The 21,405-nt window shown below is 67.5% G+C and carries 18 protein-coding genes; 14 read left to right on the top strand and 4 right to left on the bottom strand.

Annotation, left to right across the window (positions count from 1 at the left end):
- Window positions 1-119 precede the first annotated feature (119 nt).
- Window positions 120-1,826, bottom strand: coding sequence for an AIPR family protein (locus HDC34_RS15965; RefSeq protein ID WP_179557755.1), 1,707 nt, complete (start codon window positions 1,824-1,826; stop codon window positions 120-122).
- 203 nt (window positions 1,827-2,029) lie between these two features.
- Between HDC34_RS15965 and HDC34_RS15970 the strand changes: the two genes are divergently transcribed.
- The 13 genes from HDC34_RS15970 (at window position 2,030) to HDC34_RS16030 (ending at window position 15,682) form a co-directional block, all read left to right on the top strand.
- Complete coding sequence (locus HDC34_RS15970; RefSeq protein ID WP_179557756.1) at window positions 2,030-2,446, top strand: hypothetical protein; 417 nt, start codon at window positions 2,030-2,032, stop codon at window positions 2,444-2,446.
- A 488-nt stretch (window positions 2,447-2,934) separates the two neighbouring features.
- Window positions 2,935-4,224 carry a 4-hydroxybenzoate 3-monooxygenase gene (locus HDC34_RS15975; protein WP_179557757.1) on the top strand — a complete coding sequence of 430 codons (1,290 nt, stop codon included), beginning with the start codon at window positions 2,935-2,937 and terminating at the stop codon, window positions 4,222-4,224.
- On the top strand, window positions 4,221-5,024 hold the full coding sequence (pcaH, locus tag HDC34_RS15980) for a protocatechuate 3,4-dioxygenase subunit beta (RefSeq protein ID WP_179557758.1): 804 nt from the start codon (window positions 4,221-4,223) through the stop codon (window positions 5,022-5,024). The genes HDC34_RS15975 and pcaH overlap by 4 nt, the downstream gene beginning before the upstream one ends.
- Entirely contained in the window at window positions 5,017-5,598 is a 582-nt protein-coding gene (gene pcaG / locus HDC34_RS15985; protein WP_179557759.1) for a protocatechuate 3,4-dioxygenase subunit alpha, read from the top strand. The genes pcaH and pcaG overlap by 8 nt, the downstream gene beginning before the upstream one ends.
- A gap of 2 nt (window positions 5,599-5,600) precedes the next feature.
- Window positions 5,601-6,803, top strand: coding sequence for a lyase family protein (locus tag HDC34_RS15990; RefSeq protein ID WP_179557760.1), 1,203 nt, complete (start codon window positions 5,601-5,603; stop codon window positions 6,801-6,803).
- The gene (pcaC, locus tag HDC34_RS15995) at window positions 6,800-8,047 is read left to right on the top strand and encodes a 4-carboxymuconolactone decarboxylase (RefSeq protein ID WP_179557761.1); all 1,248 of its coding nucleotides are present in this window, start codon (window positions 6,800-6,802) and stop codon (window positions 8,045-8,047) included. Before HDC34_RS15990 ends, pcaC begins: the two co-directional genes overlap by 4 nt.
- Complete coding sequence (locus tag HDC34_RS16000; RefSeq protein WP_179557762.1) at window positions 8,040-8,858, top strand: CoA transferase subunit A; 819 nt, start codon at window positions 8,040-8,042, stop codon at window positions 8,856-8,858. Before pcaC ends, HDC34_RS16000 begins: the two co-directional genes overlap by 8 nt.
- Entirely contained in the window at window positions 8,858-9,514 is a 657-nt protein-coding gene (locus HDC34_RS16005; protein WP_179557763.1) for a CoA transferase subunit B, read from the top strand. The genes HDC34_RS16000 and HDC34_RS16005 overlap by 1 nt, the downstream gene beginning before the upstream one ends.
- A complete protein-coding gene (locus HDC34_RS16010; protein ID WP_308807378.1) occupies window positions 9,511-10,725 on the top strand; it encodes an acetyl-CoA C-acetyltransferase in 1,215 nt (404 codons plus the stop codon). The genes HDC34_RS16005 and HDC34_RS16010 overlap by 4 nt, the downstream gene beginning before the upstream one ends.
- Window positions 10,726-10,939: 214 nt before the next feature.
- Window positions 10,940-11,572: a TetR/AcrR family transcriptional regulator gene (locus HDC34_RS16015; RefSeq protein WP_257023359.1), complete on the top strand. Its 633-nt coding sequence runs from the start codon at window positions 10,940-10,942 to the stop codon at window positions 11,570-11,572.
- A gap of 148 nt (window positions 11,573-11,720) precedes the next feature.
- Entirely contained in the window at window positions 11,721-12,989 is a 1,269-nt protein-coding gene (locus HDC34_RS16020; RefSeq protein ID WP_179557765.1) for an ABC transporter substrate-binding protein, read from the top strand.
- Complete coding sequence (locus HDC34_RS16025; protein ID WP_308807379.1) at window positions 12,986-13,972, top strand: alpha/beta hydrolase fold domain-containing protein; 987 nt, start codon at window positions 12,986-12,988, stop codon at window positions 13,970-13,972. Before HDC34_RS16020 ends, HDC34_RS16025 begins: the two co-directional genes overlap by 4 nt.
- A gap of 102 nt (window positions 13,973-14,074) precedes the next feature.
- On the top strand, window positions 14,075-15,682 hold the full coding sequence (locus HDC34_RS16030; RefSeq protein ID WP_179557766.1) for a carboxylesterase/lipase family protein: 1,608 nt from the start codon (window positions 14,075-14,077) through the stop codon (window positions 15,680-15,682).
- 270 nt (window positions 15,683-15,952) lie between these two features.
- Here HDC34_RS16030 and HDC34_RS16035 read toward each other — a convergent pair whose 3' ends face one another.
- Window positions 15,953-17,899: a hypothetical protein gene (locus HDC34_RS16035; RefSeq protein ID WP_179557767.1), complete on the bottom strand. Its 1,947-nt coding sequence runs from the start codon at window positions 17,897-17,899 to the stop codon at window positions 15,953-15,955.
- A gap of 277 nt (window positions 17,900-18,176) precedes the next feature.
- Here HDC34_RS16035 and HDC34_RS16040 point away from each other — a divergent pair, with 277 nt between their 5' ends.
- Window positions 18,177-18,950 carry an SDR family oxidoreductase gene (locus tag HDC34_RS16040; RefSeq protein WP_179557768.1) on the top strand — a complete coding sequence of 258 codons (774 nt, stop codon included), beginning with the start codon at window positions 18,177-18,179 and terminating at the stop codon, window positions 18,948-18,950.
- A gap of 91 nt (window positions 18,951-19,041) precedes the next feature.
- On the opposite strand, the gene HDC34_RS16045 is transcribed toward HDC34_RS16040, so the two are convergent.
- Together HDC34_RS16045 and HDC34_RS16050 are read right to left on the bottom strand one after the other, a co-directional pair.
- Window positions 19,042-20,295, bottom strand: coding sequence for an MFS transporter (locus HDC34_RS16045; RefSeq protein ID WP_179557769.1), 1,254 nt, complete (start codon window positions 20,293-20,295; stop codon window positions 19,042-19,044).
- Window positions 20,296-20,300: 5 nt separating this feature from the next.
- Window positions 20,301-21,353, bottom strand: coding sequence for an amidohydrolase family protein (locus HDC34_RS16050; protein ID WP_179557770.1), 1,053 nt, complete (start codon window positions 21,351-21,353; stop codon window positions 20,301-20,303).
- Window positions 21,354-21,405 lie beyond the last annotated feature (52 nt).

Genomic DNA, 21,405 nt, shown 5'->3' on the forward strand with positions numbered 1-21,405 from the left:
ACAGTGAGCCCGGTCTCTATGTTCTCCGCCGCGACGACGGTTCGAGGTTCATGTTTGCATGGTGACCCAGCATCGCGATGCGGACAAGCTGGCGTCTACTCTCGTTGCCCAGCCCAGGTTCAGGCCTTAGAAGCGGCGAGCACGCGCTCGGTGAACTGCCGAGTCTTCACAGCATCGTTGGTAAGTGGCGTTTCACCCAGCGCTTCGTCAACGACACGACAAGCCCTTTCGAAGCCCGCGAGTGACTTTGACTCATCCCACAAGCTATCCGTCAACGTTCTCGAATAGGACACGATCTTGTTTGCAGTGAACGCTGGCATATCCGGCGCGCAGACAAGGTTCTTGTACGTCATGAGAAGGTGGTACCGAGCTGGCTTATAGCTTACGGGGATCAACCCGTTGCGGAACAAATATTCCAATCGATAATATGCATAAGCCGCAGCGTAGTAAGGATCAAGCTTATGGTCAGTCCTGAACATGGATTTGCCCACGTCTGCTTTAAGTTCATTGTAGTACCTCGCAGCGCGGTGCGCATCGTTTAGAAACACGGCCGCGAACGCACGAATCTCGATCTGCTTAGTAATGATGCGCACCTTCTCAATCCCCGTTAGCTGCGCGTACTGTCGGGAGCGGCGTTCGTAGTGAAGCTTCTGCTTGCCCTCGAAACTTCCCAGAAAGTTCTCCAGGTCTTTCTGAAACTCGGTGAGCGCGAACAAGTCCTCAACCGTGACTTGGGTCTGCCGGTTGGTAGCCGTCGCAATCGCGCTAATCACATCTTCATTGTTCGTGGCAATGACTTTGAACGGTATGGGCATATCGTCGCCCAAAATATCCTTGTTGTTGTAGACTACGTGGCTGGTTTGGCAACCGTTAACAATTTGATAGTCAGAAGCAGTAAATTTGTCTGCCACATTCTTGAGCCCCCGCGCCACAAGCGTCACGCCGTTATTGAGGACTGCGAATCGTGCCCGCCCCTCAGGCGTTTGCAGGCTTTCGGACATCTCTACGTTCACCGAGTTGTCGCCCTGATAGTCGCGCACATTATCGACGAATATATGCTTCTTTATTCCTGATTCGTCGTCTGAGATTACTTTGAGGAACTCAGAGACGGGCAAGACGCCCAGATACGACTCTTCGACACCGTCTATGTCCGGCAAGGTGGTCTTCTTGGCGAAGTTGAATTCTGCTTCAACGCTATCCTTGCTGCGCCGCCAGCTTTCCTGTATGCCCTTTGCTCCGACGGGAACAAAACGAACCTCATTGAACAGACTGGTTTCCTTGACTTCTGCAAGTATACGCTCGATCCTTACCATCAGTTGGTGATCATCCTGCCAGGAGCCAGTAGTAACGAAGTGCATCTCACAGTTGGGGTTGCGCTGCTTGAATCGATCCCCATTCTCGTATATCCATGACATGAGTTTCCGCCGCTCGGAGATTTTCTCCGACACGGGTAGCTTCAATTCCTCGGAAAAGAAGTCCTTGACGCCATCTTTGAAAGCGACCATCTCTTCGCCACTGAAGTTGCTCCCTGACTTTGCCTGAACAAAAATGAAGTCGACTTCTAGATGCTTGTTCGTGTCAAGTAGGTCCTTAGCTTCTTCTATGGCTAGGACGAGGACTCCGTTCACGATAACGGCCAGACCATCAATGGTCAGATCGTTTCCTCCACCGGAGTGAACGTCGTGAATGTCAAACTCTTCACCGTAAGCTTCTGTGATCACGCAGTAATTTGCGAAGTGCTCGAACAGCTTAGATTCGTCGTAGCCTGCGGGGAACGACTGCTCGTCGCGAAATGCCCGGATGTTTGCCTTCGTAACTCGGTCCATTCAGCTAGGGTATCCGTGTCCCGCAGGTTCGCATATGGCCGACGCGAAGAGCTTCAACCGTCGCAACCGCTCTCGGGGCTATGTCGCGAAACCCATGGGTTCTGAGATGTCTCGCGAGAGCCTGGAGGCGGGGGAGCACCTGCCCCTGGCGCAGGGCACGAACTCAACACCGCGCACGAAGCGGCGTGGTGTTGAGTGAGGACATGTCACACCGCCTCCTGGACCCAGTGACCCAAGTCGAGCTCATCGTCCCCGACGGCATCTCTGATGCCGACGCCATCGAGCACGCCCGCCTCCGAAGAGCAGGCGAGTTACGCCACCTGCGCATCTTCCCGGAGTGGGGTCTCGACTGCTTCCTCTGGGCAGACGAGGGAGCCGTCGACCCCGAGCACTTCAACATCACGCCGAAACTGGCCGACCGCCTCCGCGAATGGGCGGCCCACTGGGAAGATCTAGGCAACCCCTTCACTGAATGCACCGACCTCGACGCACTGGACACGTGGTGCCAGCAAGGCTTGATCCTTGCGACCAATCTGCAACAAGAGCTCTACATGACGACAACCGTCATTCCACAGTTCGGCGGCCGACGCAATCATTGTTGGGAGTTCTCGCAACCTTAGAGTTTCGCCAGCTGCACATGGCGGAACAGACAGCGATATCCTCCTAGCGTCTGCCCAAGGCGCCCTTCACTCCTCACGGGGGGCGTCCTGCCCGCAGCATGGCGAGAGTGGCAGCCCGTTTGAGCAGGGCCAGATGCGTGGAGCCTCATGCTGCGGGCGCGAGGCTCCCATCTTTCTCCGCCGGTGCCAGGATTGTTGCAGAACCCTAGGGGTCCGAGACGTCTCACCTCGGAGTGGCCCCCGCCGCGGCTTCCGCGTGTGTCCGTGTCACACGATTCTCAGAACCATGTGTCGCAACTCCCTCCGCGGAGACGTGTATCCGCTGTCGGTTTTGCGACAGCGCTGACCTGTCACGAGCGGCGCTTCATTCCCACCGTCCTTGGTGCCCGGTAGCTTCTCGAATCCTTCCACTCAGCGGAAACCCCCGCCCACCGCGTCCACCCGCACCGCACACTCGTCTCATCCTTCCCAACGACGAGAGGCGTTCGATGACGAGCGACGAGAGCCACGGCCAGAGCGCCGAGGCAGGCGAGAGCACCGCGACGGGCGCACGCCAGTCCACGCAGGTGGCGATCATCGGAGCCGGGCCGGCTGGCCTGCTGCTCGGCCACATCCTCGGCCAGGCGGGGATCGACTACCGCATCCTCGAGGCGCGCGACAAGGACTACGTGCTCGGGCGCATCCGCGCCGGCGTGCTCGAACAGGACTCCGTCGACCTCCTCGGCAAGTATGGGCTCGACGCCGACCTCAAGGCCAACGGCCTCACCCACCACGGCATCTACCTGCAGCACGAGGGCGAACGCCACCACATCGACTTCGCCGAGCTCACCGGCCGCACCGTCACCGTCTACGGCCAGCAGGCGCTCGTCCACCACCTCGTCGCCGAACACGAACGGCTCGGCTCGCAGCTCATCTTCGAAGCCACCGACGTTCAGCCGACCAACATCGAATCAACGCAGATCGAATCGGCACAAGTCGACGGGGAACGCGCATCCGTCGCCTACACGGCCCCGAACGGCGAACGCATCACCCTCGACTGCGACTACATCATCGGCGCCGACGGCTACCACGGCGTCTGCCGCCAGACCTTCCCCGAAGGCACCCTCGAGGTCGCCGAGCGCGTCTACGAATTCGCGTGGCTCGGCATCCTCGCCGACGTCGCCCCCTCCACCGACGACCTCATCTACGCGCTCCACCGCGACGGCTTCGCCATGCACTCCATGCGCTCCAGCACCGTCTCGCGCCTCTACCTGCAGGTCAGCCCCGACGACGACATCGCCAACTGGAGCGACGAACGCATCTGGGAAGCCCTCCAGACGCGCCTCGGCACCGAGGGCTGGACCCTCACCGAAGGCCCCATCACCGAGAAGTCGATCCTGCCCATGCGCAGCTTCGTCGTCTCCACCCTCAACCACGGCCGCCTCTACCTCGTCGGCGACGCCGGCCACATCGTGCCACCCACCGGCGCGAAAGGCCTCAACTCGGCCATCGCCGACGTCGCCCTCCTCGCCGAAGCCCTCCAGGCCCACTACGCCGGCGACGACACCGGCCTCGAGCAGTACAGCGACAAGGCCCTCGACCGGCAGTGGAAGGTGCAGCACTTCTCGCAGTGGATGACCGACATGCTCCACGTGCACCCCGCCGACGGCTCCGCCGAGCAGAGCGCCTTCGACTTCCAACGGCAGCTCGGGCAGATCCGCTACGTCACCTCCTCGCACGCCGCCCAGGTCAGCCTCGCCGAGCAGTACGCCGGCCTCCCGTTCGTGGATGCACGATGATCGCCGGGCAGGAACAGCCAGAGCGGCTCGATGGCCCCGTCGACTCGCTCGTCAGCCAGGCGCACATCTCGCAGCAGATCGCCGACATGCACACCGCGCACGCCGACGATGCCCGCAGCCACCCGCTGCGCGACTTCGCCCCGTACCGCTCCGTCGCGCTGCGCCACCCCACGCACCAGCTCGTGCGCGCCGACCCCGAGGAGATCGAACTCGTCTCGCCGGCCTTCGGGCATACGGACGTGGCGGCTGAGGAATCCGACCTCACCATCCAGCACAACGGCGAACCCATCGGCGAGCGCATCATCGTCTCCGGCCGCATCCTCGACGGCGAAGGCCGCCCCGTGCGCGGCCAGCTCGTCGAGATCTGGCAGGCCAACGCCGCCGGCCGCTACGTGCACAAACGCGACCAGCACCCCGCCCCCCTCGACCCCAACTTCACGGGCGTCGGCCGCATCATCACGGGCGACGACGGCGAGTACCGCCTCACCACCATCAAGCCCGGCGCGTACCCGTGGAAGAACCACCGCAACGCGTGGCGGCCCGCGCACATCCACTTCTCGCTCTTCGGCACGCAGTTCACACAGCGCCTCATCACGCAGATGTACTTCCCCGGCGACCCGCTCTTCGCGCTCGACCCCATCTACCAGTCCATCGTCGACCCCGCCGCGCGCTCGAGGCTCGTCGCGAACTACGACCACGACGTCAGCGAGCACGAGTGGGCGATCGGCTACAAGTGGGACATCGTGCTCACCGGCTCGAAGTCCACGTGGATGGAACCGGAGGACGTCGACCATGCCTGAAGCAACAACTCCCACGCCGCTCGGCCAGACGCCCTCGCAGACCGTCGGCCCCTTCTACGGCTACGCCCTGCCCTACGAGCGCGGTGGCGAGATCGCCGCGCCCTGGCGTCCGGACGCGATCCGCCTCCACGGCACCGTCACCGACGGGGCAGGAGAGGTGGTTCCGGATGCAATCCTGGAGCTCTGGGGCCTCGACGCCGACGGCGCCCCGGTCGCGCAGCGCGGCAGCCTCGAACGCGACGGCTACACGTTCACGGGGTTCGGGCGCACGCCCGCCGACCGCGACGGCCACTACTCGTTCACGACCATCAAGCCCGGGCGACGGGATGCGGGCGCCGCGCCCTACCTGCTCGTCACGATCTTCGCGCGCGGCCTGCTGCACCACCTCTTCACCCGCGCCTACTTCGGCGACCAGCCGGTCGAGAACGACGCCGACCCCGTGCTCGCAGGCATCGACGCTGAACGCCGCTCGACGCTCATCGCGGTACCGGATGCGCCGGGCAGCTACCGCTTCGACATTCGCCTCCAGGGCGACGGCGAGACCGTCTTCTTCGACTTCGGGCAGGAGCTGTGAGCGTGGTTGACGCTGGTGCGGCGGGGCCCGGCTCCGGCTCCAGCCAGGTCGGCGGCCTTGTGCGGGGCATGCTCGTTGTCGAGGCTGAGCTGCTGCGCGCCTGGGCCGACCTTGAGTCGCGCGACGCGAGCGCGGCAGCAGCGGCCGTCGAGGCCGCCGAGCTGAACGCCGACGCGCTCCGCGACGGCATCGAAGCCGACGGGGTCATCGTGCCCGAGCTGGTGCGCCAGCTGCGCGCATCCCTCGCCTCCACCGGCGTCGAGGCCCCGCGCCTGCACGCCGGCGCGACGAGCCAGGACATCGTCGACTCCGCGAGCATGCTGCACGCGCGCGACGTGCTCGCGGCCGTGCGCGCCGACCTGGTCTCCGCCGGCACCCGACTGCAGGGCCTCGCCGACGCCGAACGCCGCTCGCCCCGCGTCGCCTACACGCTCGGTCGGCAGGCCGCCGCGAGCACACTCGGCGTGCAGTTCGCGGGCTGGCTCGACGGCGTCACCTCGGCCATCGCCGCCATCGACGGCCTCAGCTTCCCCGTGCAGTTCGGGGGAGCGGTCGGCACCGGCGAGGCGGCCGACCGCCTCGGGTCCGGCGCGCAGACCACCAGCATCCTGCGGGCGCACCTCGCCGACGGCCTCGGCCTCGACGACCCGCGCCGCGCCTGGCACGCCGAGCGCACCCCCGTGCTCGCCGTCGCGAGCGCCGCCACGGCCGTGTGCACGGCACTCGGCCGCATCGGCCGCGACCTCGTCACCGCCTCCGGCGAGCGCGTCGGCGAGCTCTCGCTCGGCGGCGGCGGCACGTCGTCCGCGATGCCGCACAAGCAGAACCCCGTCGCGCCCATCGTCGTCGTCTCGAACGCCCTCCAGGCGCCCGGCCTCCTGGCGACCGTGGCCGTCGCCGCGGTCTCGCAAGACGAGCGGCCTGCCGGCGAATGGCATGCCGAGTGGGATGCGCTGCGCCGGCTCCTCGAGCTCGCCAGCGTGTCTGCGCGGCGGCTCGCCGCATCCCTCGACCGCGTCACCGTCGAGCGCGAGACGGCACGGCACCACCTCGCCGACTCCGCCGTCGCGTCCGCCGACCAGGTCACGCTGCAGGCCGCCAACCGGGTCGTGAATGCCGCCATCAGCCGGTTCCTGTACCGGGAATCGGCCAACGACCACGACGGCGACACCGACGACGACACGAACAGCGAGGAGACGGCATGACGATCCCACGCCTCAGGGGCGCCTTCGCCCCCGGCACCCAGCCAGCGTCGCAGAACGAGCTGCTGGTCCTTCTGCCATCCCTCGGCACGACCATGGCGCTCTGGGACGGCACGGTCGCGGCCCTCCGCGCCTCGACGCCGGGCAGCACCCTCCGCATCCTGCGCCTTGACCTCCCGGGTCACGGCTCCAGCCCGGCCGCAGCCGAGCCGTTCACGATCGCCGAGCTGGCGGATGCGGTGCTCGACGTCGTCGAGGAAGCCGGCGGTGGTGCGTTCCACCTCGCCGGGCTCTCGCTCGGCGGTGCGGTTGCGCTCGAGCTGGCCCTCGCGCACCCCGACCGCGTGAAGAGCCTCGCGCTCTTCTGCACGGACTCGAAGATCGGGACCACCGAGGGCTGGGAGCAGCGCGCCGCCGCGGTGCGCGCATCCGGAACCGCGTCGCTCGTCACGGGCAGCGCCGAGCGCTGGTTCGCGCCGGGCTTCCTCGAGCAGAACCCGCTCTCGGCCGCAGCGCGGTCGCTCTCGACGCTCATCGACATCGACGACGAGTCGTACGCGCGCTGCAACGAGGCGCTCGCCGCCTTCGACCGCACCGCGTCGCTCGGCTCGCTGCGCGCCCCGACCCTCGTCGTAAGCGGTGAACACGACGTCGTCACGACGCCAGAGGCGATGCAGGCGCTCACCGAGCGCATCCCGAACGGCTACCACTCGACCATGGCGGGCACCGCCCACCTGGCCGCGCTCGAAGACCCGGACGCCGCCGCCCGCCTCCTCACGACGCACCTGCGCGCATCCGCCTCGCAGGGCCAGTCGACGCAGGCTGCCGCGCACGAGCAGGGGATGCGCGTGCGCCGCGAGGTGCTCGGCGACGCGCACGTCGACCGGGCCGTCGCCGGCACGACCGCCGAGACGGCGCCGTTCCAGGACTTCATCACCCGCTACGCGTGGGGCGAGATCTGGGCGCGGGAAGAGCTGTCCCGCCGCGAGCGCTCGATCGCGACCCTCGCGAGCCTCGTCACCGGGTCGCACGAGGCCGAGATCCGGATGCACGTGCGCGCCGCCCTCACCAACGGCCTGTCGCGCGCCGAGATCGCCGAAGTCATCCTGCACACGGCCCTCTACGCCGGGCTGCCGCCCGCCAACGGAGCGCTCGGCATCGCCAAGGAGGTCTTCGCGGGCCTCGACGCCGCGGGTACCGCAGACACTCAAGCATCCAGCCCCAACGAAGGAGCAGAACGTGGATAAGACCTACGCCTCGGCGGCTGAGGCCGTCGCCGACATCCCGGCGGGATCGTCGCTCGCGGTCGGAGGCTTCGGCCTCTCCGGTGTGCCGATCACCCTCATCCGGGCCATCCAGGCGCTCGGCGTCGACGGCCTCGAGGTCGTCTCCAACAACTGCGGGGTCGACGGCTGGGGCCTCGGCGAGCTGCTCTCCGAGGGGCGCATCCGCCGCGTCATCGCCAGCTACATCGGCGAGAACAAGGAGTTCGCGCGCCAGTACCTGTCCGGCGAGATCGAGGTCGAGCTCACCCCGCAGGGCACGCTCGCCGAGCGGCTGCGCGCGGGCGGCGTCGGCGTCCCCGCCTTCTACACGGCGACCGGCGCCGGCACCATGGTCTCGGAAGGCGGGATGCCCATCCGCTACAACACCGACGGCACCGTCGGCCTCGTCAGCGAACCCAAGGAGCAGCGCCCCTTCGACGTCTTCGGAGCCGCCAAGGAATACGTGCTCGAGACCGCCATCAGCACCGACTTCGGCCTCGTGCGCGCCGCCGTCGGCGACCGCCACGGCAACCTGATCTTTGAGAAGTCGACCCGCAACTTCAACCCCCTCGCGGGCATGGCCGGGCGCATCACGATCGCCGAGGTCGACCGACTCGTCGAGCCGGGCGAGCTCGACCCGGACGAGATCCACCTGCCCGGAATCTACGTCGACCGCGTCATCGTGCTGAGCGCGGAGCAGTCGGGCGAGCTGCCCATCGAGAAGACCACCGTCCGGCCGCGCGAAGCCGCTGGCGCACCCACTTCATCCACCGACTCGAGGGGACACGCCTGATGCCGCTGACCAGGAACGAGATGGCCGCCCGCGCCGCCAAGGAGCTCAAGGACGGCTCCTACGTGAACCTCGGCATCGGGCTGCCGACGCTCATCCCGAACTACATCGACGACGGCATCGAGGTGGTGCTGCACTCGGAGAACGGCATCCTCGGCGTCGGCCCGTACCCGTGGGAGGGGGAGGCCGACCCGAAGCTCATCAACGCCGGCAAGGAAACCGTCACCGTGCTGCCAGGCGCCTCGTTCTTCGACTCGGCGGCGAGCTTTGGCATGATCCGCGGCGGCCGCGTCACCAACGCCGTCCTCGGCGCAATGCAGGTCTCCGCGCAGGGTGACATCGCCAACTGGGCCGTGCCGGGCAAGATGGTGAAGGGCATGGGCGGGGCCATGGACCTCGTCAACGGCGCCGAGCACGTGCTCGTCGTCATGGAGCACGTCGCGAAGGACGGGTCACCGAAGATCGTCGAGCAGTGCACGCTGCCCCTCACGGGCAAGGGCTGCATCGACCGCATCATCACCGACCTCGCCGTCCTCGACGTGACGGACTCGGGGCTCGTGCTCATCGAGCTGGCGCCCGGCGTGACGGTCGCCGAGGTTCGGGATGCGACGGGGGCCGTGTTCACGGTGGCCGACTCGCTGCAGGAGGTCTCGGCGTGACCGAGCTGCGCGAGGTCGTCATCTGCTCGCCCCTGCGCACGCCGGTCGGCCGCCTCGGCGGGTCGCTCGCAACCCTCTCTGCTCGTGCCCTCGGAGTCGCCGTGCTCGAGGCGCTCGTCTCTCGCAGCGGCCTCGACGTCAACGCCGTCGACTCGGTCATCGGCGCACAGGGCTACCCCTCCATGGAGTCGCCGGCCTTCGGGCGCGTGGCGGCGCTGGATGCGGGCTTCCCCATCACCACGAACGGGTACCAGCTCGACCGCCGCTGCGGTTCGGGCCTGCAGGCCGTCATGAACGCGGCCATGGAGGTGCAGACCGGCGTCGCCGACGTGGTCGTCGCCCTCGGCGCGGAGTCAATGTCGAACGCTCCTCTCTATACGGAGCAGGGACGCCGCGGCACCCCGCCCGCCGGCCTCATGCTGCACGACGCGCTCGCCCGCGGACGCGAGACGGTGGGCGGCGTCAACTTCCCGAGCCCCGACGGCAACGTCGGCAGTGCCGAGCTGCTGCGGTCGGAGTACGGCATCTCGCGCGAGGCGCAGGACCGCTTCGCCCTGCAGTCGCACCAGCGCGCCGTCGCCGCCCAGGAATCCGGCGCGTTCGACGCCGAGCTGGTTCCCGTCACCGTGCCCGGACGCAAGGGGGACGTGCTCGTCGACCGGGACGAGCATCCGCGTGCCGATTCCTCGCTTGAGGCCCTCGCCCGCCTGCGCCCGATCCTCGGGAAGAAGGATGCAGCATCCACCGTGACCGCCGGCAACTCGAGCGGGCAGAACGACGCGGCCGCGGCGTGCATCGTGACGACGCCTTCGCGGGCCGCTGAGCTTGGGCTGACGCCTTCGGTCCGGCTGGTTTCGTGGGCAGTAGCCGGCAACGACCCGCGACTCTTCGGCGTCGCGCCGGTGCCCGCGACCTCGCTTGCGCTGTCGCGCGCCGGTCTCGGACTCGACGACCTCGAAGTGATCGAGCTCAACGAGGCGTTCGCCGTGCAGGTGCTCGCCTGCCTCGCCGACTGGGGCATCGATGCCGAAGACCCGCGTCTCAACCCGCGCGGCTCCGGTATCTCGATCGGCCACCCGATCGGCGCCACGGGCATCCGCATGCTCGCGACCCTCGCCAACGAACTGCCAGCCCTCGACGCCAGCCTCGCCCTCGAGACCATGTGCATCGGCGGCGGCCAAGCCCTCGCCGCCGTCTTCGAGCGCGCGTAGCGGGGGCGCGATTTTCGGGATGGGTTTCTCGCTTCCGGATGGCTTGCAGCCCATCCTGAAGCGCGGAACCCATCCCGAAACTAGGGGGGAGCGCTTGCCTGCACCTCGATTCCCGCCCCCGTTGCCCGCTCTTAGGGCTCGCGTGCCGCCGTGTGGAATCATTGGCGGCCATACCTGCATCGCGTTCGGCGGCAGGTGACGCTCTGGGGGTTCCATGGATGGCATCGCGCAGCCGAGGCAGCAGCGGAGTCGCGAGTCCTTCGCCCGTGTGAGGGCCGCCACCCTCTCCCTCATGGCCGAGCATGGTGCGGCCGGGGTCACCATTGCCGATGTGAGTGAGCGGGCCGGGGTCTCGGTCGGCACCATCTACGGCAGGGTGGGCAATCGGGCGAACCTGTTGCGCACCGTGCAGGAGGAGGAGCTCGCTCGCATCCAGGCCTCGATGGTGGCCACGCTCGCGGCGCTTGAGGCGGATGGTGCGGCGACGGTCGAATCGATAGTGGATGCCTACGTGCAGGGAATGGCATCGAGCGCCCCGACGCTCCGGTCGCTGGTGCAGCTCGCGGCGGCCCAGCAGGAGTTGGATGCGGCCGGTCCTGCCGCCTGGCGCGAGATGCGTGAAGTCATCATGGGATCACTCGAGCGAGCTTCGGACGTCGTGGTCGCGCCCTCCTCTGACTCGTGGCGTTCTTGGGTGTATGAGGTCCTGGATGCTGCAACGTTTCAATACCTTGAGTCCTCGACCCCCCAGAGCGCAGCTGGTCAGCGGCGTCTCGTCAAGAACCTGATTCGCACTGCCCGTCTGCTCCTCGAGGCGGGGGAAGGTCCGGTCGGCGCCTCGGAGTAGTGGGCGCCCGAACAACGAGAACAAAATCCGAATTCTCATTCGGATTAGTGCTACATTGGCGTTGCCCAGGACGCGTTCGCCTGGACGGGCACCGCCGTCCGTCAGCTCCAGACGCGTTCGCCACGACACCGACGTCAAGGACTGGACCATGCCCCCCACGCTCACTCCCGCCCGAACCCGAGTCACGACAGGTCTCACCGCCGTCGCCGTGGTCGTCGCGCTCGCGGGCTGCAGCAACAGCAGCGCCTCCACGCCGAGCGCAGGTTCGCTCGACTTCTCCTTCTCCTACCCATCCACTGAGAACAGCCCGTATGCGGCGCTCGCCGAGCGGTACATGGAAGCGAATCCTGGTGTCACGGTGACGCTGAACCCGATCCCCTCGGAGAACTACGACAGTGTCCTCCGGACCCAGCTCCAAGGCGGCAACGCCTCGGACGTGATCATGGCGACGCCGGGATCCGGCACGACGCTCTCCGTGATCTCCTTGGCGCAAGCGAACCTGCTCGCGCCACTTGCCGAAACCAACGCGGCGCTGGTGGATGAGGGCAGCAAGCCGCTGTTCTTCGTCGACGGCGAGCAGTTCGGTCACCCCACCGACATCAGCATCACGGGGACGGTCTTCAACGAGGCGCCTGGCGTCGCGTACCCGGAATCGAGCGAAGAGCTGCTCGAGACCTGCGCGGCGCTCGACGGTGGAACGTCTCTCTTTGCGCTCGCAGGCTCCGTTCCGATCAACGGCGGCATCGCCGCGGTCACCATCGCGGCCACCAACGTGTACGCCGAGAATCCCGATTGGGATGCGCAGCGAGCAGCTGGAGAGGTGAGTTTCGCCGGTACTGAAGGGTGGAGGGCCACCCTCCAGCTCATCATCGACATGAAAGATGCCGGATGCTTCCAGGCCGGTGCAGAGGGCAGCGGATTCGACGCGATCGTGAACGGCATCGGTCAAGGGACGTCCCTGGGCGCGTTCATCCCTGGCGGCGCGGCGGTCGAGCTCGGACGGAGCTCGCCTGAAGCCGAGCTCGTCGTCGAGTCGTTCCCCGCTCCGAAGGGCGCGAAGCCCTTCATCTTTGCGAGTTCCGACTACGCCGTCTCGATCAGTGAGGCGTCCGAGCGCAAGGAAGCCGCACAGGCGTTCCTCGACTGGTTCGCCGAGCCGGAGAACGCTGAAGGCTATGCGGATGCGGCAGGCACGATCCCCATCACGGGCATCGATGGCATCGACCTCACGAACTCTACCCATGCCCCGGTCGCTCAGCTCATCGCGGATGGCCAGTACACGCAGTTCCCGGTCAACATCTGGAGCAACCCTTCGGTCTTCGACAAGCTCGGCTCCGGAGTGCAGGCCCTGTTGACGGGCCAGCAGTCGGTCGACGGGCTGCTGGGTGAGCTCGACGCGGCTTGGGACTCGAAGTGACGGCCGACAGCCCCGTCGGGCTCGAGACGCCAGGGGATGCTGCCCCCGATGCCGCTATGCCCGAGAACGCCGCGTCCGAGATCACCTCGGCGGAGTTCCGTCGGATGCCGGTGGCCGACATGATCGAGTGGATCGGTCGCAACGGTGAGCCCACAGATCCGAGAGATGACATCGACGCTGACTCGCTCGTTCGTCGATTCCCCCACCTTGGTGCCGTTGCGACGATAGACGTGACCCTCGACGGGCCGAACGGTCCGTTGCCTGGCAGGATCTACGTCGATGAGACCGCGCAGGCAGTTGGTGTCGGATTCGTCTGGGCCCACGGCGGCGCCTTCCTGGGTGGCCACCTCGACATACCCGAAGCCAATTGGACTTCTCTGGAACTCGCATCCCGGGGCGTCCCGGTGCTGTCCATCGACTACACGAAATGTGTGCGTGGAGTGCACTACCCGGTCCCGTCCGACGACGTGCTGGCCTGGTGGGAGGAGGCTCGGTCTCATTCGCTCGAATGGCTGGGTGTCCCCGGCGACCGGCTCGTACTCGGTGGGGCAAGCGCCGGAGCAACGCTGACCGCGGGGGCCGTGCAGCGGCTCATCGACGCGGAACGTCCCGTGCCAGCCGGGCTGATCCTCGTATATCCCGCCCTGCATCCCGATCCCACCGACCCGACCGCGGTGGCACCGAAGGCTGCGCACCTCGACGGCCTCACGATGAATTTCGCAGGATCCCTCGCGGCTTTGACCGACCCGCAGGTGTTCCCCGGGTGGGGCAACGGGCGCGGGTTTCCGAGGACGTTTGTCGTCGCGTGCGAGCGCGACGCGTTCGTGCCGTCAGCCGAGGCCTTCGTCCGGACCTTGGAGCGCGCGGGCGTCGCCGCGCAGTACCGCCTCGAACTCGACTCGCACCACGGACACATCGACGAGCCGTCCGATGCCGGCGCGCACCGCACCCTTGCCGCGATGCGCGAGTGGCTCGGCGCCTAGCTGCCCAGCCCGCTTTTCTTCCCGCTTTCCCTTTCCATCCACCCATCGAGAACCCGGCGACCGCACGAAGCGGCGCCGACACCTCACGACATTGGAGTCGTCATGACACATCACTCATCGGCGCGCCCGAAAGCGCGCCGCAACCCCCGGAAGGGCTACCCCGGCGTTCGTCGGGTGAGAGGCCTCGCGGGGCTCGCATTCGCCTCCGCGGCGGTGCTGACCCTTGCCGGATGCTCCCCGCAAGCGGGCGATTCGACTTCACCAGGCGGTGCGACTGCCGCGGTCGCGCAGGGATCGATCGAGGGTGTTGCTGCTGAAGGGGTGGATGCGTTCCTCGGTCTCCCCTACGCGGCGCCTCCGGTCGATGATCTCCGGTTCAAGGCGCCCGAGCCCCCCGAGGCGTGGGAGGGGACGAAGAAAGCCGACGCGTTCGGCCCGGCCTGTCTGCAGGGAGGCGAGGTGGTCGGCGTCGAGAAGAGCGAGGACTGCCTGTATCTCAACGTCTACCGACCCTCTGGCGTTGACGCTGACGCAGAGCTGCCGGTGATGATGTGGATCCACGGTGGGGGGTTCGGCGGTGGCAGCGGCGCGCTCTTCGACCCCTCGGAGTTCGTCGAGCGCACGAACACCGTGGTCGTCAACATCAATTATCGTCTGGGCGCGCTCGGTTACCTCGCGTCCGAATCGATGGGCGCTGACGCCGGTTCGTTCGGTCTGCTCGACCAGGTCGCAGCGCTGGATTGGGTGAATGAGAACATCGCCGCGTTCGGCGGTGACCCCGCACGGGTGACGGCTGCGGGACAGTCCGCGGGGGCGATGTCGATCTGCGGCCTGCTGACGTCGCCAGAGACTACCGGGATGCTCAGCGGTGCGATCCTGCAGAGCGGGTCGTGTGCATTCAGAGCCTTCACTCCCTTCGAGGCTGCGGTTGAGGAGGGCAACACGACGGCGGCCGAGATCGGCTGCCCCGCCGGCGCCGCGCAGCTGGAATGCCTGCAGTGGCTCGACGCCGAGGTGCTCATGGAGACGCCTGGCCGATTCTCGCCCACGTTCGGAAGCGACGTGCTCCCGGCGATGCCGATGGACGCGATAGAGGCCGGAGACTGGGACGCGATCCCTGTGCTGGCTGGTTCCAACCGTTGGGAAGGGAAGCAGGGGATCTTCTTCAGCGTGGGCCCGGATGCAGGTTCGATGACGGCTGAGGAGTACGAGGCGCGCGTTCGCGAGACGTACGCCGAGAAGGCCGACGACGTTCTCCAGCGGTACCCGGCTGGGGACTACGATCAGCCGGCGCTCGCCCTCGCGGCGATCGACACCGACAGCACCTTCGGGTGCAGCACGTTCACGTTCGCGGAGGGTGCCGCAGACCAGGCGACGATCTACGCGTACGAGTTCGAAGACCCGACGTCGCCGACAAACGCAGGGATGGCGTTGGACGGCATCGACATGTCGAGCGCCCACTCGGCGGAGCTGGCCTACCTCTTCGACTACGCGGAAGTGGAGCGTCCCCTGACCGCCGAGGAGAAGGAGCTCGGCTATCGGATGATGGACTACTGGGCTGAATTCCTGACCTCCGGGACGCTGGGGTCGCCGTGGGTGGCGTTCACGGCGGAGGCTCCGACCTTCATCAAGCTGACCCCGGAAGGCGAGAAGCCCTTCGAGGACTTCGCGACCGAGCACCAGTGCGAGTTCTGGGCGAGCATGAGCTGACGCATCCGCGCACTCACTGCTTCGCCCCGGTCACTGCGACCTGTCGGACGGATGCTCCTGCAGCGTCTCGAACGGCAGATCGGCCGGGGCGAAGCTGTGTTCGCCACGGCGGCGGGTGGGGTCGTGCCGTGCTCGAGCCGTAGGGTGCGAGTCCTCGCGCCGTCGAGTCCGGCGATCGGCGACATCTCGCGCGGTCCGACGAACAGAGATCGGGGTGTCACTGGGGGTAGCAGCCAGCCAGTGACACCCCGATCAGCGTCCGTGCGTGAGTTAGCTCGCCCGACGACGCGACAGCAAGACGGCGCCGGCGCCCAGCACGAGCAGCAGCGCGACTATGACGAGCGGTGCGGTGAGTTCGCTCCCCGTCGTCGCCAGCGAGTCAGGCTTCCCGGCCTCCGTGCCAGTCGGTTGTGGGGCGGGCGGAGTCGGTGCCGCGGTTGCGGTGCTGGTTGTCGTCGGCTGCTGGGTAGCGGTCGCCGTCGCGGGAGGCGTAGTCGCTGGCGGTGTCGTCTCTGGCGGTGCCGTCGGAACGGGGTCGCCGATCACGATCGAACCGTCAGCGGCCCGGCTGAAGTCCTGCAGGAAGTCCCAAGCTGCCTCCGTCGTCACGCTCAGTGGTTCATGGGTCGCGTCGTGGTTGATGGCGAGAGCCACCATCTCCTGGCCGTCTGCATCCGCGTAGTAGTTGACGTCAGTCTGGACCTCGAAGTACGGGCTCGTGTAGCTCGCGGTGCGGTCAGGTGCGATGCCCCAGACTGGGTCGGCCTCAGCATCAAACGTGTAGGAGTCGGTGATGCCGTTCTTCGCGAACGTTGATGCGAGCGTCTCGTCGACCGTGCTGGCAGTGCCGTTCTTGGACGGCAGCTCATCGAATGGCCCGAGGGGTGCGCCAGCGTAGAACGTCGGCAGGCGCAGATCGTTGGTTGATGCGGGCGGTGCGAAGACCCCGTTCGTCGGCGCGATACCGGCGAACAGCTCTGTCTGCAGTGCACCCAGCGACCAGCTCTGGCGACCGCCCATGGAGAACCCGGAAGCGTAGATGCGCGTGCTGTCCGCCTGTGGGATCGTCTCCAGGATGCTGTCCAGGGCCGCGCGCATCCGCTCGTCGCCCATGCCGACCGCGGCGTGATCCTGCACCGAGACGGTGATGAAGCCTTCCTCGGCGCCGATTCGGGGCCATTCGGTGATCGAGGCCTGGGCCTCCGCGTGGTTGCCGTTGCCGTGGAAGAGGAAGACGACCGGAGTTGAGTCCACGGTGGCCGTAGCGACGGAGTCAGGCGTGTACGTGAAGTACTCGACCCGAGCATCCTGCACCTCGATCACGTCGCGGGTCATCTCGATGCCCAGCGCCGCATAGTCCGTCAGCGGAACGAGGCTTGAGGTGTGCGGGGCAACCCAGCTGTCGCGGCGCATGAACGTGCTCAGCACCTCGCTATAACCCTCGCTCACCGAGGCTGCGTCAAAGCCGTCGACAACCGGAGAGGTCGCGGCGACCGCGGTGCCGAAGCTCGTGTTGATGCCGGTGATGGCCTCGTGCATCGCCGCAGTTCCGTTGACCAGGTAGCCGGGGACCTCGGCCTCGGCCGAACCGGTGACGACGGATGCTGTCGCGTTGCTCGTGTAGATGGCGCTCGGGAAGTACGTTGCCGGCCAGGCGGAGACGTATGGGTGGACGTCCTCGACTCCGTCGTAGAGGTGCTCGTGGGCGAAGTCGGCTCCGGTTCCATCGGCGAAGACGTAGGTGCGGAAGCGAGACCCCGGGAAGAGTCCGGTGTCGCTGGTGCCCGCGGGGGTTCCCGTTGTGTAGTCGAGGTTGGTCGAGTCGGAGAATTGGCGCTTCGAGACGACGAGGCTACGTTCGTCGACGTCCGTCCACGTGGAGCCGTTGGCTGGGTTGACGAACAGGATCGGGCTTCGCTCGTCGGCCGCGATCTGCGCGAAGCCGCCGTCTTCGGCGGTCTGGAGAGCAGAGTCGGCGGTGTACGGCGCGTCCCCGTACACGACGATGAGCGGGGACGCGGTGGCGCGCTCGCCGTACTCGGCCACGTCGGGAACGTAGGCGAAGGCCGTGGTCTCGTAGCCTTCTTCACTGAGCGTGAAGGGGACTATCTGGCCGCTCGGTGCTTCGTCGGCGCCTGCTGGGGGAGTTGCGATGACCAGTGTCGTGAGCAATGCCGCTGCGGAGCCAGCCGCTGCGAGATGTCGAATTCTTGCCATGTACCTGCTACTTCCTTGTAGAGGAGCTTGGTGGGTTTCAGCCCGACCAGGGCCACTTTGGCTTAAAAGCAACATATCCATGTCGGTTATCGACGACAAGAGGCCCAGGCCGAGGCGCGCCGTGCAGGACGAGGCTGAGCGGCCGATTGGTGCACGCCGCGGAGGGCCTTCCATCGAGTCCACCGATGAGGCAGATCACTGATCTCATGTGTGCGGACGCCGCCGTCCCTGCTTGGGTTGAAGTTGATGCGCAGAGCCGCGCGTCGAGAGGAGCCACGTGTCAGAAACCACCAGCGCCAGCACCGCGTCCGCCCCTGTAGTCGTTACGGGTGCCGCGTCCGGCATCGGGGCAGCGGTTGTCGGGCGGCTCCTCGCCGACCGCATCCCGGTCATCGCGGCCGACCTCTCTTGGCCAGCGGATGCACCCGAGCGACCGAGCGTCCACCGGGTCATGCTCGACGTGCGCGACCCGGAGGGTTGGGCTGCTGTCGCCGAGCTCGCCGCTGCCTCGACCGCGGCCGCCGGCGCGCTCGCGGGACTCGTCAACGCCGCCGGCATCACGCGGCGTGCGCGCATGGAGAACGTCACCGCCGAGGACTTCGAGCTGGCCTTCGCCGTCAATGCGACGGGCCCCGCACTCGGAATCAAGGCGCTCGCCCCGCTCATGGCGGGCGGCGCATCCATCGTCAACGTCGGCTCAGCCGCAGCGGTCACGGCGCACTATGCCGTGGCGTACGCGGCCAGCAAGTGGGCGCTGCGCGGCATCACGAAGACCGCGGCGATGGAGCTGGGGTCGCGGGGGATCCGCGTGAACATCGTGCACCCCGGCTACATCGAGACGCCCATGACGGCGAGCGCATCGGTCGCGTTCCGCGACATCAACGTCGAGCTGACGCCGCTCGGACGCACGGGATCACCTGCTGAGGTTGCCGACGTCATCTCGAGCCTGCTCTCACCGGCGACCTCATTCGTGACGGGCGCCGAGCTCGCCGTCGACGGCGGCCTCACCGCGCACGGGGGCGGGCTGCCGATCGCGAGGGCGATCAGCTGACCCGCCACGAGCCGCCTACCGCCAATCTTCAGATGGTCGTCGGCTGCCCCCAGGCCGCGTTTGAGCTGCCGCCAGCGTCCAGCGCAGCCTCCTACCGCTGCGTTGGCGAGCCGACGCCCACCACTGCGTGCGCCTCCGACTCCTCCAGTGCCTGCGAGCGCTGAATGGAGAGCGATGCCCTGGCGCTCGCGATTCCGAAGCCAAGCTCGAGCAGCGCGACACCCGCGAGGCCTGCGATGACAGCGGGCCAGCTCATCCCGGCCCCGACGAACAGCCCGGACACGAGCGGCCCCAAGGCGGCGACTGCGTAGCCGACGCCTTGCACAACGGCGGAGAAGGCGGCAGTCGCCGCACTGCTCGGCGCCGTGAGCACGATGAGGGCGACGGAGATTCCGAACGCCGAACTCAGTGCGATCCCGAGGACCGCGACGACCAGCGTGAGTGCTTCGAGCGGTGCGATGGCGAGACCCACGAGGCTCGCCATTCCAAGCGTCGCCGTGGCGATCAGCAGGGGAGTTCGCCAGCGCGCCCGCGACGCGAGCATCGGTGCGAAGAGCGCGGCCGGGAGGCCCGCAACGCTCATCCAGGCGAGCAGCAACCCGGCTTGCGCGGCGCTCGCCCCACGATCGACCGCGATGGTCGGAAGCCAGGCGGTGAGCGCGAAGTACAGCAGCGCCTGGCATGCGAAGAAACCCGTCACCGGCCAGAGGCCGCGGGCCTGCCAGATCGAGACGCTCGCTTCCGCACCCCCTGGTCGACGGGCGGGAAGGGGCGCGCCGATGCGACGGCCGAGCCCGAGCGCAATCCCCAGCGCGATGAGCAGCGGGACTCCCCACGCAGCGAGTGCTTGCCCCAGGTCATCGTCGAGAACGTGGAAGAGCGGCACCGAGAGGGCCGCCCCCGTGGCCGCGCTCACGCCGAACGAAGCGGTGTAGAGGCCGGTCCACAAGCCAGCGCGGGCAGCGAGCGCGCTCCGGATGAGCTGTGGCGCGAGGATGCCGAGGACCGCGATCGAGGCACCGATGAGCGCTGTCCCGACGAAGAGGGGCGACGGGCCGAGCGGGCGGAGGAGCGTCGCGATTGCGAGCACACCGAGGAGCAGCGAGAGCGACCTGGACAGGCCGAGCTTGGCCACGAGGAGTGGCGCAAGTGGTGCAGCCAGCGCGAAGAGGATCACGGGAATCGTGCTGAGCACTGCAAGGGCTGTCTGCGGGAGCGCATAGCCCGCGCCGATCTCGCCGAGCAACGCGGAGGTGTTCGTGATGGGGAAGCGGACGCTCAACCCGACGGCGACGACCAGGATGCCCGCCGCTACTCCCTGGCGCCGCGCCGCACGCTGACGCATCCCGTTCAACGCAGCACCCGGCCGTCGCGGAGGACGCGGAGCGGTGCCGGCCGGTCCACGACCAGCTGAGCGAGATTCTCGGCGGCGAACTCGAGGCGGGTGTCGCTGCGCTCATCCCACTCGGTGATACTCGCGAGGCCCATCATCTCGCCACCGGAGACGGAGGCGATGTGGAAGGTGCGCTCCAACTCGGCGTCGGTCATCGCGCCCGTGCGGTAGGCGAGGAGGTGGGCGCGGTCGACCATGCTTCCAGTGCCGAACGGGCTCCACGCATCCCGAACCCCGTCGGAACCGGCGGCCAACCGCACTCCGTGTCGTTCGAACAAGTCGAGGTCGGGCACCGGGTCGGTGCCGAGCGCGCACGTCGCGACCCAGAGGCCCGCCTCCGCGACGAGCTCAAGCGTCTGACCGAAGGAGGGCAGGTGCGCGTCGCACAGCGCGAAGGCATGACCGATCGTGACCCGTCCCTGCCTGCCGCCCGCGATCGTGCGCCTCGCGACCTCACGGATCTGCGCCAGTCCGCCCTCGCCGCCGTCATGGAGGTGGATGTCGAGGTCGCGTCCCGCTCGGTCGGCGAGGCCGAAGATCGCGTCGAGGTGGCCGTGCAAGTCGCCCTCGAGGCCGCCGGGGTCGATGCCGCCGACGAGGTCAGCCCCCGCATCGAGCGCAGCCGCCATCGTCTCGAACGTGCCCGGGTTGCGCAGCAGCCCGAACTGCGGGAACGCGACGATCTGCACGGTCAGGTCACCGCCGATGCGCTCGGCGGCCGCCCGGACCCCCTCCACGTTCCGCGTGCCCAGCTCTGAGGACACATCGACGTGCGCCCGCATCCCGAGCGTGCCGTTGTCGAGCGCGTGCGAGAACAGCGCAAACGCACGCTCCTCGACGCTCCCGACGTATCCGGCCTGCGCCGTGCGGTCGTTGTCGATCAGCTCGACGAGTGTCGAGGCGGGGCGCCGTGACTGCCACGCCTGACCCCACGATGTCTTGTCTGGGTGGATGTGCGCGTCGACGAGGCCGGGAGTGCGCAGCGTCGGCTGGGCGGTGGAGTCGGTCATGGGTCTGCCTCCCGTGGTGGCGGGCTCGAGGATGGATGCGGAGCGCGGGGCA

It is taken from the genome of Pseudoclavibacter sp. JAI123 (genome assembly GCF_013409665.1).
Classification (GTDB): Bacteria; Actinomycetota; Actinomycetes; order Actinomycetales; family Microbacteriaceae; genus Pseudoclavibacter.